Origin of the sequence: Pseudomonas sp. NFX15 (assembly GCF_049132105.1) — a bacterium.
Classification (GTDB): Bacteria; Pseudomonadota; Gammaproteobacteria; order Pseudomonadales; family Pseudomonadaceae; genus Aquipseudomonas.
Map to the genome: position 1 here is coordinate 33171 of NZ_JAFMPV010000008.1, position 13610 is coordinate 46780.

Annotated in this window: 13 protein-coding genes and 1 tRNA gene; 2 read left to right on the top strand and 12 right to left on the bottom strand. The window is 59.4% G+C overall.

The features are described from left to right. Positions 1 to 70: 70 nt before the first annotated feature. The 5 genes from J1D76_RS11070 to J1D76_RS11090 are packed head-to-tail and all read right to left on the bottom strand — an operon-like array spanning position 71 to position 5520. Positions 71 to 1525: an amidase gene (locus J1D76_RS11070; protein ID WP_421138363.1), complete on the bottom strand. Its 1455-nt coding sequence runs from the start codon at positions 1523 to 1525 to the stop codon at positions 71 to 73. Positions 1526 to 1585: 60 nt separating this feature from the next. Beyond that, positions 1586 to 2632, bottom strand: a complete 1047-nt coding sequence (locus J1D76_RS11075; RefSeq protein ID WP_421138364.1) for an extracellular solute-binding protein — start codon at positions 2630 to 2632, stop codon at positions 1586 to 1588. 27 nt (positions 2633 to 2659) lie between these two features. Further along, a complete protein-coding gene (locus tag J1D76_RS11080; RefSeq protein WP_421138365.1) occupies positions 2660 to 3466 on the bottom strand; it encodes an ABC transporter permease in 807 nt (268 codons plus the stop codon). Then, the gene (locus J1D76_RS11085) at positions 3466 to 4386 is read right to left on the bottom strand and encodes an ABC transporter permease (protein WP_421138366.1); all 921 of its coding nucleotides are present in this window, start codon (positions 4384 to 4386) and stop codon (positions 3466 to 3468) included. The genes J1D76_RS11080 and J1D76_RS11085 overlap by 1 nt, the downstream gene beginning before the upstream one ends. A 15-nt stretch (positions 4387 to 4401) precedes the next feature. After that, positions 4402 to 5520 carry an ABC transporter ATP-binding protein gene (locus J1D76_RS11090; RefSeq protein WP_421138367.1) on the bottom strand — a complete coding sequence of 373 codons (1119 nt, stop codon included), beginning with the start codon at positions 5518 to 5520 and terminating at the stop codon, positions 4402 to 4404. Between the two features lie 227 nt (positions 5521 to 5747). Here J1D76_RS11090 and J1D76_RS11095 point away from each other — a divergent pair, with 227 nt between their 5' ends. Together J1D76_RS11095 and J1D76_RS11100 are read left to right on the top strand one after the other, a co-directional pair. Further along, the gene (locus tag J1D76_RS11095; protein WP_421138368.1) at positions 5748 to 6653 is read left to right on the top strand and encodes a LysR substrate-binding domain-containing protein; all 906 of its coding nucleotides are present in this window, start codon (positions 5748 to 5750) and stop codon (positions 6651 to 6653) included. A 110-nt stretch (positions 6654 to 6763) separates the two neighbouring features. Beyond that, a complete protein-coding gene (locus J1D76_RS11100) occupies positions 6764 to 7981 on the top strand; it encodes an MFS transporter (protein ID WP_421138369.1) in 1218 nt (405 codons plus the stop codon). Between the two features lie 440 nt (positions 7982 to 8421). On the opposite strand, the gene ychF is transcribed toward J1D76_RS11100, so the two are convergent. The 7 genes from ychF to lolB form a co-directional block, all read right to left on the bottom strand. Continuing rightward, positions 8422 to 9522 (bottom strand): redox-regulated ATPase YchF, encoded by a 1101-nt coding sequence (gene ychF, locus J1D76_RS11105; RefSeq protein WP_421138370.1) that lies wholly within the window; start codon positions 9520 to 9522, stop codon positions 8422 to 8424. 22 nt (positions 9523 to 9544) lie between these two features. Continuing rightward, positions 9545 to 10129, bottom strand: coding sequence for an aminoacyl-tRNA hydrolase (gene pth / locus J1D76_RS11110; protein WP_046030136.1), 585 nt, complete (start codon positions 10127 to 10129; stop codon positions 9545 to 9547). A 170-nt stretch (positions 10130 to 10299) separates the two neighbouring features. Beyond that, on the bottom strand, positions 10300 to 10899 hold the full coding sequence (locus tag J1D76_RS11115) for a 50S ribosomal protein L25/general stress protein Ctc (RefSeq protein ID WP_421138371.1): 600 nt from the start codon (positions 10897 to 10899) through the stop codon (positions 10300 to 10302). 142 nt (positions 10900 to 11041) lie between these two features. Beyond that, a complete protein-coding gene (locus J1D76_RS11120; protein ID WP_003171603.1) occupies positions 11042 to 11983 on the bottom strand; it encodes a ribose-phosphate pyrophosphokinase in 942 nt (313 codons plus the stop codon). A 45-nt stretch (positions 11984 to 12028) separates the two neighbouring features. After that, positions 12029 to 12103, bottom strand: a tRNA-Gln gene (locus tag J1D76_RS11125). A 36-nt stretch (positions 12104 to 12139) separates the two neighbouring features. After that, complete coding sequence (gene ispE, locus J1D76_RS11130; RefSeq protein WP_421138372.1) at positions 12140 to 12991, bottom strand: 4-(cytidine 5'-diphospho)-2-C-methyl-D-erythritol kinase; 852 nt, start codon at positions 12989 to 12991, stop codon at positions 12140 to 12142. 1 nt (position 12992) lies between these two features. After that, positions 12993 to 13610: a lipoprotein insertase outer membrane protein LolB gene (gene lolB, locus J1D76_RS11135; protein ID WP_421138373.1), complete on the bottom strand. Its 618-nt coding sequence runs from the start codon at positions 13608 to 13610 to the stop codon at positions 12993 to 12995.

Genomic DNA, 13610 nt, shown 5'->3' on the forward strand with positions numbered 1-13610 from the left:
CACCGGTAACGGGGATGCGTCAAGCATAAATCTAAAATATTTCTCTACGCTTTCAACCGTTTATCAAAATCTACCTTCCAAGCAGCGGCGAAGGGCAGCGTTGGAACCAACGGCTGGCCTGTTCGTACGCATGGGCCAATTGCAGGACAGCGAAGTCGGCCTGGTGTTTGCCGATGATTTGCAGGCCCATGGGCAAACCGTTCGGGTTGAAGCCCACCTGCACGTTGGCCACCGGGCAGCCGGACAGCGTGGCGGGAATCACCACTTCCATCCAGCGGTGATAGGTGTCCATGGTCACGCCTTCGATGGACGTCGGCCACGCTTGGGTTTTATCGAACGGGAACACCTGAGCGCTCGGCAACAACAGGTAGTCATAGTGTTCGAACAACCTGGAGATCGCTCGATACCAGTCGCTGCGCGTGACCGAGGCGGCAAACACATCGCTGGCCGAAAGCTTCAGGCCGTTTTCCACTTCCCAGCAGGCTTCCGGTTTCAGCAGCGCACGCTTGTGTGGGTCGGCATAGGCCGCGCCCAACGAACCGGCGACCATCCAGTGGCGCAACGTCCGCCAACTGCTCCACAGCTGCTCTGGCGCGAATCCTGGGTTAACCGGCTCGACATGGCAGCCCAGGCTTCCGAAGTCGGCGAAGGCTTTCTCGCACAGCGAGAGAATGCCCTGCTCCATCGGCAGGTAACCATTGAAGTCGCCAAGCCAGCCCAGGCGTGCGCCTTTGAAGTCGCGATCCAGTGGCGCGGCAAAGGCGCTGCCGGACTCGGCAATCGACAACGGCGCGCGCGCATCGGCCCCGGCTTGCACCGACAGCAACAACGCGGCATCGCGCACACTGCGCGCCATGGGGCCTTCGTAGCCGAGCTGGTCGATGAACAGGTCGGCGCTGTCATCGAACGGCACGCGGCCCTGGGACGGACGGAAACCGAAGATGTTGTTGAACGCCGCCGGGTTGCGCAGCGAGCCCATCATGTCGCTGCCGTCGGCCACCGGCACCAAATGCATGGCCAGTGCTGCTGCGGCACCGCCGCTGCTGCCACCCGCGGTCTTGCTCGGGTCGTAGGCGCATCCGGTGGCGCCGAACAGCGGGTTGTAGCTTTGTGAACCGAGGCCGAACTCCGGCGTGTTGCTCTTGCCGATGATGATCGCGCCGGCAGCCTTGATGCGCTCGACCATGATGCCGTCGCGCTCGGGGATGAAGTCCTTGTACAGCGGCGAACCGAGGGTGGTGCGGATGCCACGGGTCAGCGACAAATCCTTGATGGCGTGGGGCAGGCCATGCATCCAGCCCTTGTACTCGCCACGCGCCAATTCGGCGTCGCGGCTGTCGGCCTGGGCCAGCAAGTCTTCTGGCGCTTGCAGGCTCACCAGGGCATTGACCTGCGGGTTGTAGCGTTCGATGTGGGCAAGATAAGTCTGCATCACTTCCCGGCAGGAAACCTGGCGCAGGCGGATGCGTTCGGCGAGCTCATGGGCCTGCAACAGGACCAGTTCGCTGATGTTATTAGAGTTCATTGCAAGCGGCCTTTCAGACGGCTGGAAAAACGCCCCGCCATTGCGCCGGGGCGGTAGAGATCAACGCATCAGGTTGGTCCAGAGACGGTCGGCCAGGCGGATCGCGCCTTCGCCGCAGGTCTTGCTGAACACCACATGGGTGCCTTCGGGAATGTGCAGTTCCGGCGCGTCTTTCAGGCTCGCGTCGAGGAACGGTTCCACACCCTTGATCGGGCTCTGGTGCTTGAGGAAGTTCTGGGTCATCGCCGAGTTTTCAGGCTGGCTGAGGAACGCGATGAACGCCTTGGCATTCGCCGGGTTCTTGCTGCCGGCCGGGATGACCATGTTGTCGACCCAGGCCATGACGCCTTCTTTCGGGTACAGGTATTTCAGGCTCGGTTTCATTTCCCGGGCGCGCATCGACGAGCCACCCCAGAACATCGACATATCGATTTCACCCGAGGCGAGGTTTTCGCGGATCGAACCGGCCTTGGAACTGTAGGTTTTGACGAACGGTTTTTGTGCCTTGAGCAGGGTCAGGATCTGCTGCCCCTGCTTGGGGTCTTCGGTGCACAGCGGGATGTTCAGGTACAGGCTCGCGGTGTCGATGACTTCGCTGACCGAGTCGAACATGTTGATCCGCCCTTGCAGCTCGGCCGGCGGTTCGTAGAGCACTTTCAGGCTGTCGGTCGGTCCCTTGTAGCGCGCGGTATCGAGTACCACGCTGGTGGTTCCCCAGATGAATGGCACGGAGTAGGCGCCTTCCGGGTCCCAGGTGGGTTTTTTCAGGTTGTCGACGACGCCGGCGTAGTAGGGCTCGTTGACCGGGTCGAAACGCTCCAGCAGTTTTTCCTTGATCAGGATCGGCACGAACTGGTGCGACGGAATCGCCACGTCATAACCGGCGCCGCCCTGTTTCAATTTGGCCAGCAGGGTTTCGTTGGAATCGTAGGAGTCGACGGTGACCTCGATGCCGGTCTGCTTCTGGAACTTGGCGAGAATCTCCGGCGAAAAGTACCCGCTCCAGCTCACCACATTGAGTTTTTCCGCGGCCTGAACACTGGCGGTCATCGCCAGCGGTAAAGTCAGGAACAACGAAGTGCCGATGCTTTTAATCAACTTGCTCATGCTATTTCCCCACGGTACGTAAAAGGTTCAGGCGTTCTTTTTGCCCAACAGGTAGGAGAGGCTGACAAACAGCACCGAGACGCCCAGGATCAGGGTCGAGACGGCGTTGACGTCGGGTGTCACGCCCATGCGCAACAGACCGAAGATGAAGATCGGCAAGGTCGTGGTACCGGCCTGGGAGACCATCATCGAGATCACGAAGTTATCCAGCGAGACGATGAAGGCCAGCATCAGCCCGGAGAAAATCCCCGGCATCAGCAGCGGCAGGGTGACTTTGCGGAAAGTCCGCCACGGGCCGGCGTAGAGGTCGGCCGAGGCTTGTTCCAGTGACAGGTCCATGTCGTTCAGGCGGGCCCGAATCGGCAGGAAGGCAAACGGAATACAGAACACCGTATGGGCGATGATCAGGTTGCCGTAGCCCAGCGACAGGCCAATGGTGGAGAACAGGGCCAGGGTGGCGACACCAATCACAATTTCCGGCAGCACCAAGGGCAACATGATCGCGCCCATGGACAGTTGCAGCCCCTTGAACTTCGCGCCCCGCGACGTACCCAGTGCCGCGAGCGTGGCGATGGCCGTGGCGATCATGCTGGCGCAGACGGCGATCAACAGGCTGTTGCCGGCCGCCTGGCGCAGCGCCTGGTTGGCGAAAGCCGCGCGGTACCAGTCGAGGCTGAAGCCGGTCCACACCGTGGCCGATTGGTTGGCGTTGAACGAGAACACCACCAGCACCACGATCGGCGCGTAGAGGTACAGGTAGAACAGGAAACTGAAGCCGCCGAAGCCGGGGAAGTCCTGCACGCCCAGCGTGTTGCGTTTGAACAGGCTGATCATCACGCACCTCCTTTGGCGATGCGCTGGCGCTCGGCGCGCAGGGCATACACCGTCAGTACCAGCATCACTGCGGCCATCAACACCAGCGACAAGGCCGCGCCAAACGGCCAGTTACGCGCATCGCTGAACTGCCGGAAAATCAGGTTGCCAAGCATCATTTTCGTGCCACCACCCAGCAGCTCTGGCGCAATCATCGCTCCCAGGCACGGCACGAAGGTGAGAATGCCGCCGGCGAGAATCCCCGGTTTGGCGATGGGCAAAATCACTTTGCGCAACGTGCGAATACGCCCGGCGTAGAGGTCCTGTGCGGCTTCGAGCAGGCGGATGTCCATTTTTTCCAGGGTGGCGTAGATCGGCAGCACGACGAAGGGGGCGTAGGTGTAGACCAGTCCTAGCAGCACCGCGCCGTCGGTGTACAACAGCGGCAGCGGCTGATCGATGACGCCGAGGCCCATCAGGCTGTTGTTGATCACTCCGGTATTACGCAGCAGCAAAATCCATGCGTAGGTGCGAATCAGCAGGTTGGCCCAGAACGGCACGGTGATCAGGAAGATCAGCAAGCCGCGGCGATGGGCCGGTTGCATGGCCAGCCACACCGCCACCGGAAAACCGATCAGCAAGGTGATGACGGTGGTCAGGGCGGCAATGCCGATGGAGCGCAGGGCGATGATCAGGTAGGAATCGGCGAACGCCAGGCTGTCGTCCAGTTGTCGCTCGAACAACAGCGAGGTATAGGCGTCAGTGCTGAAGACCTTGTTCACCCCGCCGTAGGGGTTGGCTTCCATCAGCGAGTAGCCGATGACGATCAGGATCGGCACGATCAGGAACAGGCTGATGGCAATCAGCGCCGGACTGACCCCGAGAAAGTTTTGGAAGGCCCGCCGACGTTCCAGCGTATTGGCAATCGGTAAAGCGTGCATGGCAATTCCTCGTGCTCAATCGTGCAGGACGCTGGCGCTGCCCTGGTCGAACAACAGGCCGGCCTGGCTGCCGACCGCAAAGCGCTTGTTCTGGTCGACGCAGTTGGGCGTGCGCACGGTGAGGCGCGAACCGTCGCTCAGGCTGACCTGGTATTGCAGGTCGGTGCCAAGGTAGATCTGCGCTTCGATCCGGCACGGCAGAGCGTTTCCGGTGGTGGCTGGCACCAGATGCAGGCGCTCAGGGCGTACCGACAACGCGACGCTGGCGCCGACTCGCACATCGCTGCATGGCTGGGCAGGCAGTGGATGCCCGGCGGGGCCGGCGAACCAGGTCATGCCGTCTTCGACGCGGGTGACCGTGCCTTCGATGAAATTGGTTTCGCCGATGAAGTCGGCGACAAAGCGATTGCGCGGGCGTTCGTAGATGTCTTCCGGGCGACCGACCTGCTGCACTTCGCCTTCGGACAACACGGCGATGCGGTCGGACATGGTCAGCGCTTCTTCCTGGTCATGGGTGACGAAGATGAAGGTGATGCCGGTGCGGGCCTGGATGGTTTTCAGCTCTTCGCGCATCGCCTGGCGCAGCTTGAGGTCCAGCGCCGAGAGCGGTTCGTCCAGCAGCAAGACTTTCGGATGCGGTGCCAAGGCTCGCGCCAGGGCAACACGTTGTTGCTGGCCGCCGGACAACTGCGCCGGCTTGCGGTTGGCGAAGCGTTCCATCTGCACCAGGGTGAGCATCTCGCGAACCCGTTCGGCCATTTGCGGTTTGCTCAGGACTTTGCCCATCGGGTGCGATTCAAGACCGAAGGCCAGGTTCTCGGCAATGGTCATGTGCGGGAACAGCGCGTAATGCTGGAACACCGTGTTGACCGGGCGCTGGAACGGCGGGCGGTCGGCGATGTTTTCGCCGTAGAGCAGAATCTCGCCTTCGGTAGGGAATTCGAACCCGGCGATCATCCGCAAGAGCGTGGTTTTGCCGCAGCCGGAAGGGCCGAGCAGGGTGAAGAATTCGTTGTCGCGAATGTCCAGGTCGATGCTTTTGAGCGCCACCGGACCCGTCTGTGGATCACCGTAGACCTTGCGCACTGAGCGGATGGACACCGCCAGCGTTTGCAGCGAATGCAGGGCATTCATGCGTTACCTCCGATTCCCCCATCGTCCGCGAGCGTGCTGTTAAAGCAGTGAAAGTCGGACCATGGATATTATTTTTCTGGGCAGGATCGAGATTGCGTTCGGGTGTTGTAACCAGCTGTTTTTTTGTTCTGCTGTGGTTCGATTATCAGCGAGGGGTTGCGGGGGCGAAACTTCAATTTTAACATAGGGGTTGTTAAAAAATTTAACAGCAGAAGGCGCCCGAAATCATGTCTGACCAGCGTTTGCCACCGCTTAACGCGGTGCGTGCCTTTGATGCCGCCGCCCGGTTGGGCAGCTACGTCGAAGCCTCGAAAGCCCTGCATGTCACCCAGCCGGCCATCGGTCGCCATGTAAAATTGCTGGAGGATTGGCTGGGTATCCAGTTGTTCGAGCGCACCTCTCGCGGGGTCAACCTGACGGCGGCGGGGGAGAAGTATCACCGCAAGATCGCCGCGGCCTTGCAGTTGATCATCGAGGCCGGAAAAGAAGCGCAGCCCAAACATGCCGAGCGTTGGTTGCGGATCATGGTGGTGCCGGGATTCGCCAAACGCTGGTTGATGCCACGTATCGAAACCATGCGCCACCTGCGCCCGGGGCTGAAATTCGCCATCGAGCCCAATTCCACGTTCGATGATGTCGACGGCAAAAGTGCCGACCTGGGCATCGTGTATGGCGTCGATGGCCAGTACGCCCACTCCCGCGAAGCGTTGATTCGCCCACGGGTGTTTCCGATCTGTACCCCGGATTACCTGGCCAGCATCGAACCCGTCAGCCGTCCCGCGGACCTGGTCAAATACAACCTGATTCACGTCGATGACGGCGAGTGGTGGAACCTGTGGTTCGCCGCCAACGACCTCGACACTCATCTCAACTCGGACATGCTCTACGTCAACAACGACCACGCGCTGTCGGTGGCCGAAAGCGGGCAGGGCATTGCGCTGGCCAATGAAGTGCTGGTGCGTGAAGAACTGCGCACCGGCAAACTGGTGCGGGTGGTGGATGCCCAGGTGAAGCTGGAAAGTTATCGGGTGCTGACTCCGTCAACCGAGCTGACGGCGGACGTGGTGTGGTTTATCGACTGGCTCAAGAGTGAGCTGGAGCAGGACTTCCCTGAGGCGGTGATCCGCGATTGAACGGTGACATTCGAGGTCGTTAGCAGGCTAAGGGGATGGCGCTGGTGCATTGAAAAATGGCACATTGGCGCACCTGCCTGTTTGCACCCATCTGTTGTACGGAAAACCCCATGGCTATCAGCAATGCCCAGACCGGCAACGTGCCGGCGTCCGCTCCTCCTCAAAGCAGCCCGCTGGTCATGCGCATCATCGGCGCGGTGGCGCTGGCGCACTTGATCAACGACCTGATCCAGTCGGTACTGCCGTCGATCTACCCGATGCTCAAGGCCAACTATGGCCTGACCTTTACTCAGGTCGGCCTGATCACCTTGACCTTCCAGCTGACGGCCTCGCTGTTGCAGCCGTGGGTCGGTTACTACACCGACCGTCATCCCAAGCCGTGGTTGTTGCCAGCGGGTACCGTCTGCACCTTGATCGGCATTCTGATGATGTCAGTGGTTAGCAGCTTCCCGTTGATTCTGCTGGCGGCGGGATTGATCGGGATCGGGTCTTCGACGTTCCACCCGGAAGCGTCCCGCGTGGCACGCCTGGCTTCGGGCGGGCGCTTCGGGTTGGCGCAATCGACGTTCCAGGTCGGCGGTAACGCAGGTTCGGCGTTCGGCCCGCTGCTGGCAGCGGCGATCATCATTCCCTACGGCCAGGGGCACGTGGCGTGGTTCGGCCTGTTCGCGGTGTTTGCGCTGTTCGTGCTCTATCGCATCAGTCGCTGGTACGCCAACCACTTGAACCTGTTCAAGCTCAAGCAAGGTCAGGCGGCGACCCACGGTTTGTCCAAGGGGCGAGTCACCAGTGCACTGGTGGTGCTCGGGTTGCTGGTGTTCTCCAAGTATTTCTACATGGCCAGCCTGACCAGTTACTTCACGTTTTACCTGATCGAGAAGTTCGACCTGTCGGTGGCCAGTTCTCAACTGCACCTGTTCCTGTTCCTCGGTGCGGTCGCAGCGGGGACCTTCTTTGGCGGGCCGATTGGCGACAGGATCGGGCGTAAGGCAGTGATCTGGTTCTCGATCCTCGGCGTTGCGCCATTCACCTTGCTGTTGCCGCATGTTGACCTGTTCTGGACCAGTATCCTCAGTGTGGTCATCGGCTTCATCCTCGCTTCCGCGTTCTCGGCCATCGTGGTGTACGCCCAGGAACTGGTGCCGGGCAACGTCGGGATGATCGCCGGGGTGTTCTTTGGTTTGATGTTCGGCTTCGGCGGGATTGGCGCGGCATTGCTCGGGCATCTGGCGGACATTCGCGGTATCGAATACGTGTACTACCTGTGCTCGTTCCTGCCGTTATTCGGGGTGTTGGCGATTTTCCTGCCACGCACCAAAAAGAATTGATCTAAGCAGATCCCTTGTAGGGGCGGGCCCGCGAAGGCGTCGGCACATTCAACATTGGCGCAGACACACCGCCTTCGCTGGCAAGCCAGCTCCTACGATGAATGCTGTCGTTCACAAAATGGCGTTCACCGGGAAATCTGTAGGAGCGGGCTTGCCCGCGAAGGCGTCGGCACGTTCAACATTGACGGCGCAGACACACCGCTTTCGCTGGCAAGCCAGCTCCTACGATGAATGCTGTCGTTCACAAAAATGGCGTTCACCAGAAAACCTGTAGGAGCGGGCTTGCCCGCGAAGGCGTCGGCACATTCAACATTGACGGCGCAGACACACCGCTTTCGCTGGCAAGCCAGCTCCCACGGGGGAGATGTGGTGTCGCAGCTCATTGTTTCAGGCACAAAAAAACCGCGTATCAAACGCGGCTTTTTTATTCGGCGTGTGGCTTACACGTTGAAGCGGAAGTGCATCACGTCGCCGTCCTTGACGATGTAGTCCTTGCCTTCCAGACGCCATTTACCGGCTTCCTTGGTACCGGCTTCGCCCTTGTACTGGATGAAGTCGTTGTAGGCGATCACTTCGGCGCGGATGAAGCCTTTTTCGAAGTCGGTGTGGATCACGCCAGCGGCTTGCGGTGCGGTGGCACCGACGCGAACGGTCCAGGCGCGGACTTCTTCGACACCGGCGGTGAAGTAGGTCTGCAGGTGCAGCATTTCGTAGCCGGCGCGGATCACGCGGTTCAGGCCAGGCTCTTCGAGGCCCAGGGCTTCGAGGAACATGTCCTTCTCTTCGCCGTCATCGAGCTCGGCGATTTCCGCTTCGATCTTGTTGCACACCGGTACCACCACAGCGCCTTCTTCTTCGGCGATGGCGCGAACAACATCCAGGTGTGGGTTGTTCTCGAAACCGTCTTCAGCGACGTTGGCGATGTACATGACCGGCTTGGTGGTCAGCAGGTGGAAGCCTTTGATCACCACTTTTTCGTCGGTGCTCAGGTTCTTCATCAGGCTGCGCGCCGGCTTGCCTTCGGTGAAGTGAGCAATCAATTGCTCCAGCAGGCCTTTCTGGACCACGGCGTCCTTGTCACCACCCTTGGCGTTGCGCGCGACTTTCTGCAGTTGCTTCTCGCAGCTGTCGAGGTCGGCGAAGATCAGTTCCAGGTCGATGATTTCGATGTCGCGTTTCGGGTCGACGCTGTTGGAGACGTGAATCACGTTCTCGTCTTCAAAGCAGCGGACCACGTGGGCGATGGCATCGGTTTCACGGATGTTGGCCAAAAACTTGTTGCCCAGGCCTTCGCCTTTCGATGCACCAGCCACCAGGCCTGCGATGTCGACGAATTCCATGGTGGTCGGCAGGATGCGCTTGGGGTTGACGATGTCCGCCAGGGCTTGCAGACGCGGATCCGGCATCGGCACGATACCGCTGTTGGGCTCGATGGTGCAGAAGGGGAAGTTCTCGGCCGCGATCCCGGATTTGGTCAGGGCGTTGAACAGGGTGGACTTGCCGACGTTAGGCAGGCCGACGATGCCGCAATTGAATCCCATGGTGTTTCCCCTCGGAGTAGAGTCAGGCCTTCTGGCTGTGCAGGTTTTTCATCGCGCGGTTCCATTCCCCGGCGAGGATATCCGGCAGCACGCCGAGGGCAAAGTCGATGCTGGCATCGAGTTTTTCCTGTTCGGCGCGTGGCGCACGACCCAGGACGAAATTTGAAACCATACTGGCAACGCCCGGGTGGCCAATGCCAAGCCGCAAGCGATGAAAGGTATTCTGATTACCCAGTTGCGCGATGATGTCGCGCAACCCGTTGTGACCGCCATGGCCGCCGCCCTGCTTGAGCTTGGCAACGCCCGGAGGCAGGTCGAGTTCGTCATGCGCCACGAGGATTTCTTCAGGCTTGATTCGGAAGAACCCGGCGAGTGCCGCTACGGCCTGGCCGCTGCGGTTCATGTACGTGGTGGGAATCAGCAGACGAACATCCTGACCCTGATGCGAATAGCGCCCGGTCAGGCCGAAATACTTGCGGTCCGCCACAAGGTTCACGCCTTGTGCGTTCGCGATGCGCTCAACAAAAAGGGCCCCTGCGTTATGCCGGGTCTGTTCGTATTCAGCGCCTGGATTTCCCAGGCCAACGATCAGTTTGATGGCAGTCACGATAGGGGCCCTTCCTTGGAGTGGTGGATAACATCACCGCAATCAGGGAGAGCGGCGAAAGTGGACGAAAATTGCTCATTTACCATAGATGTAAACTCCGCGTTCTCGCCCGCTTTCTCGCTACGCTCTAGTCCGCGATGTTTCCGGTCACTCCGGGGTACAGAGTAAAATTACTCTGCAGCGCCTTCTGCAGCTTCTGGAGCAACACGTGGAGCGTGGACGTTGGCAACAGCCTTGTCATCACCGTGTGCCAGGGCCACGAACTCAACGCCTTTAGGGGCTTTGAGGTCCGACAGGTGAATGATCGAACCGATTTCAGCGTTAGCCAGGTCGACTTCGATGAACTCAGGCAGATCTTTCGGCAGGCAGGAAACTTCGATTTCCGAAGTAACGTGCGAGATTTCGCCGCCTTTCTTGACCGGTGCTTCTTCATTGATGAAGTGCACTGGAACGATAGCGGTCAGCTTCTGGCCGGCAACGACGCGTACGAAGTCAGCGTGCAGTACGTGACCTTTCGACGGGTGACGCTGCAGGGCCTTGATTACGACGTTCTGCTTGGTGCCAGCAACGTTCAGCTCGATGATGTGGCTGTAAGCCGCTTCGTTTTCGAGCAGCTTGGCAACTTCTTTGGCCAGCATGCTGATGGATTCAGGGGCTTTGTCGCCACCGTAAACTACAGCTGGAACCAGGCTTGCGAGACGACGCAGGCGGCGGCTCGCACCTTTCCCCAGGTCGGAACGCACTTCAGCATTCAGAGTAAAATCGTTCATGTTGTATCTCCAAAATAACCACACTCGCCCCAGCGTTTGCGACCAGCGCTAAAGGCGATATGGGCAAAAAAGCCCCGCCCCGACAGGAATGCCGGGGCGGGGCGCTTTTCGTCAACGGGACATTTCAAGAAGGGCAGGGCCCTTAGCGGAACATCGCGCTGATCGATTCTTCATTGCTGATGCGGCGGACCGCCTCGGCAACTACCGGTGCGATATCCAGTTGACGGATACGTGCACAGGCTTGTGCTGCAGCGGACAGCGGAATGGTGTTAGTCACCACCAGCTCGTCCAGCACGGAATTTTCAATGTTTTCGATCGCCCGACCCGACAGCACAGGGTGCGTGCAGTAGGCGAAAACCTTGGCAGCGCCATGCTCTTTCAAGGCCTTGGCCGCGTGGCACAGGGTGCCGGCGGTATCGACCATGTCATCGACCAGAATACAGGTACGCCCTTCGACATCACCGATGATATGCATCACTTCAGAGTGATTGGCTTTCTCACGGCGTTTGTCGATGATCCCGAGGTCCACGCCCAAGGACTTGGCAACGGCACGTGCACGCACGACGCCACCAATGTCCGGGGACACGATCATCAGGTTTTCGAAGCGCTGATCTTCGATGTCATCCACCAGAACCGGGGAGCCGTAGATGTTATCTACCGGAATATCGAAGAAACCCTGGATTTGGTCAGCATGCAAATCAACCGTGAGAACACGGTCGATGCCGACTACGGTAAGCATGTCAGCAACGACTTTCGCGCTGATAGCCACACGAGCGGAACGCGGACGGCGATCCTGACGGGCATAACCAAAGTAAGGAATAACAGCAGTGATACGAGTAGCCGAGGAGCGGCGGAAGGCATCAGCCATCACTACCAGTTCCATCAGGTTATCGTTGGTCGGAGCGCAAGTCGGCTGAATAATGAAGACATCTTTACCGCGGACGTTTTCATTGATCTCGGCTGTAATTTCGCCGTCGGAGAATTTACCGACGGAGATGTCACCGAGAGGGATATGCAGCTGACGTACGACACGCCGAGCCAGATCGGGGTTAGCGTTCCCCGTAAAGACCATCATCTTGGACACGCGCAGTACCTAGAGGCTGAGGGTAACCTGGATGAGTATAGAAAATGGCAGGGGCGGCTGGATTCGAACCAACGCATGGCAGGATCAAAACCTGCTGCCTTACCGCTTGGCGACGCCCCTGTATCTGTTGCAACGATTACCCAGTAATCGGTTCCTTTAGAGCAGACTTTGCAGCTTGCGATGCAACATCGAAATGTTGCTTCCTTTTGCTACAAACCCTGTAAGGGTCTCTGTAAGAAGGGCCGAGACTTTATCAGCTTCAGCTTTGCTTGGGAAGCCCCCAAACACACAACTTCCAGTTCCGGTGAGTTTTGCTTCGGTAAATTTACCTAGCAAATTCAAAGCGTTACGTACCTCTGGATAACGCCTTGTTACCACCGGCAAGCAGTCATTACGACTGTTTCCCTTGGGAACGGGGCGCACTTTAATGGGAGGAGTGTTACGTGTCAACAACGGATCTGAAAAAATTTCTGCCGTACTAACAGAGACTTGCGGCACCAGCACGAGATACCACGGTTCTTCTGGGTCGACAGGGGTCAGTTTCTCCCCCACGCCCTCGGCGAAAGCCGCATGACCGCGAACGAAAACCGGGACGTCGGCCCCCAGGGTCAAGCCAAGGGCCGCCAGGCGATCTTCATCCCAACCCAGTTGCCACAAATGGTTGAGGCCCAGCAAGGTTGTCGCGGCATTCGAGCTGCCGCCACCGATGCCGCCGCCCATGGGCAGGATTTTATCGATCCAGATATCGATGCCCCGCGTGCAGGCGGATTGTTCCTGAAGCATTTTCGCGGCTTTCACGATCAGGTTGCTGTCGTGAGGCACACCCTCGAACTCGGTGTGCAATTGAATGACACCATCGTCGCGCAGGGCGTAAGTGATTTCGTCGCCGTAATCGAGAAACTGAAACATCGTTTGCAGTTCGTGGTAACCGTCTTCACGGCGACCGAGGATGTGCAGCATCAGATTGAGTTTGGCCGGCGAGGGCAATGTCAGGCGATTGTCCGGCATGTCATTGCCCCAGCTTGCGCGGTTGCCAGACCTTGATCACCAGCGTGACATCGAGGTCGGCGCCACTGAGCTTGATGCGCTCGGGCAGCCAGAAACCGTTTTGCTCGGTGTAGGCGGTGTACTCGACCTTCCAGCCGTCCTGTTCCAGGCTGGCCAGGCGACTGTCGCCGTCCAGGGTCAGGCGACTTTTGCTGTCCGGCGCCGGCAGGCCGCGCACCCACCAGGCCAGGTTGGAGACCGGCAATTTCCAGCCCAATTGCTCTTCGAGCAGGACTTCCGGGTTCGGCGCTTCATAGCGTCCCTGGTTGGCCACTTCCAGCGATACCTTGCCCGGGCGCCCGGTCAGGCGCGCCGCGCCACGACCCAGCGGGCCGGACAAACGAATGTCGTAGTAATCCTGGCGTTGCAACCAGAAGAGCGTGCCGCTGCCCGAGTCTTTCGGGGCGCGGATGCCGATCTTGCCGTCGATCTGCCAGCCGTCGAGGGCGGTCAATTGCTCTTTGTGTTCACGCCATTGGGCGGGATTGCCGTGCCCTTCGACGGATTCGCGAGTGCCGTATCCCGCGCAACCGGCGAGCAGGGCGATGAAACTGAAAACGATGAAATGGCGCAAAAGCAT

Bases quoted from the DNA above. Each gene is read 5' to 3' on its own strand.
- ispE (WP_421138372.1), bottom strand. From the start codon at position 12,991: ATGCCGGACAATCGCCTGACATTGCCCTCGCCGGCCAAACTCAATCTG.
- J1D76_RS11080 (WP_421138365.1), bottom strand. From the start codon at position 3,466: ATGATCAGCCTGTTCAAACGCAACACGCTGGGCGTGCAGGACTTCCCC.
- J1D76_RS11115 (WP_421138371.1), bottom strand. From the start codon at position 10,899: ATGAACGATTTTACTCTGAATGCTGAAGTGCGTTCCGACCTGGGGAAA.
- J1D76_RS11095 (WP_421138368.1), top strand. From the start codon at position 5,748: ATGTCTGACCAGCGTTTGCCACCGCTTAACGCGGTGCGTGCCTTTGAT.
- ychF (WP_421138370.1), bottom strand. From the start codon at position 9,522: ATGGGATTCAATTGCGGCATCGTCGGCCTGCCTAACGTCGGCAAGTCC.
- J1D76_RS11075 (WP_421138364.1), bottom strand. From the start codon at position 2,632: ATGAGCAAGTTGATTAAAAGCATCGGCACTTCGTTGTTCCTGACTTTA.
- J1D76_RS11070 (WP_421138363.1), bottom strand. From the start codon at position 1,525: ATGAACTCTAATAACATCAGCGAACTGGTCCTGTTGCAGGCCCATGAG.
- J1D76_RS11100 (WP_421138369.1), top strand. From the start codon at position 6,764: ATGGCTATCAGCAATGCCCAGACCGGCAACGTGCCGGCGTCCGCTCCT.
- J1D76_RS11090 (WP_421138367.1), bottom strand. From the start codon at position 5,520: ATGAATGCCCTGCATTCGCTGCAAACGCTGGCGGTGTCCATCCGCTCA.
- lolB (WP_421138373.1), bottom strand. From the start codon at position 13,610: ATGCTTTTGCGCCATTTCATCGTTTTCAGTTTCATCGCCCTGCTCGCC.
- J1D76_RS11085 (WP_421138366.1), bottom strand. From the start codon at position 4,386: ATGCACGCTTTACCGATTGCCAATACGCTGGAACGTCGGCGGGCCTTC.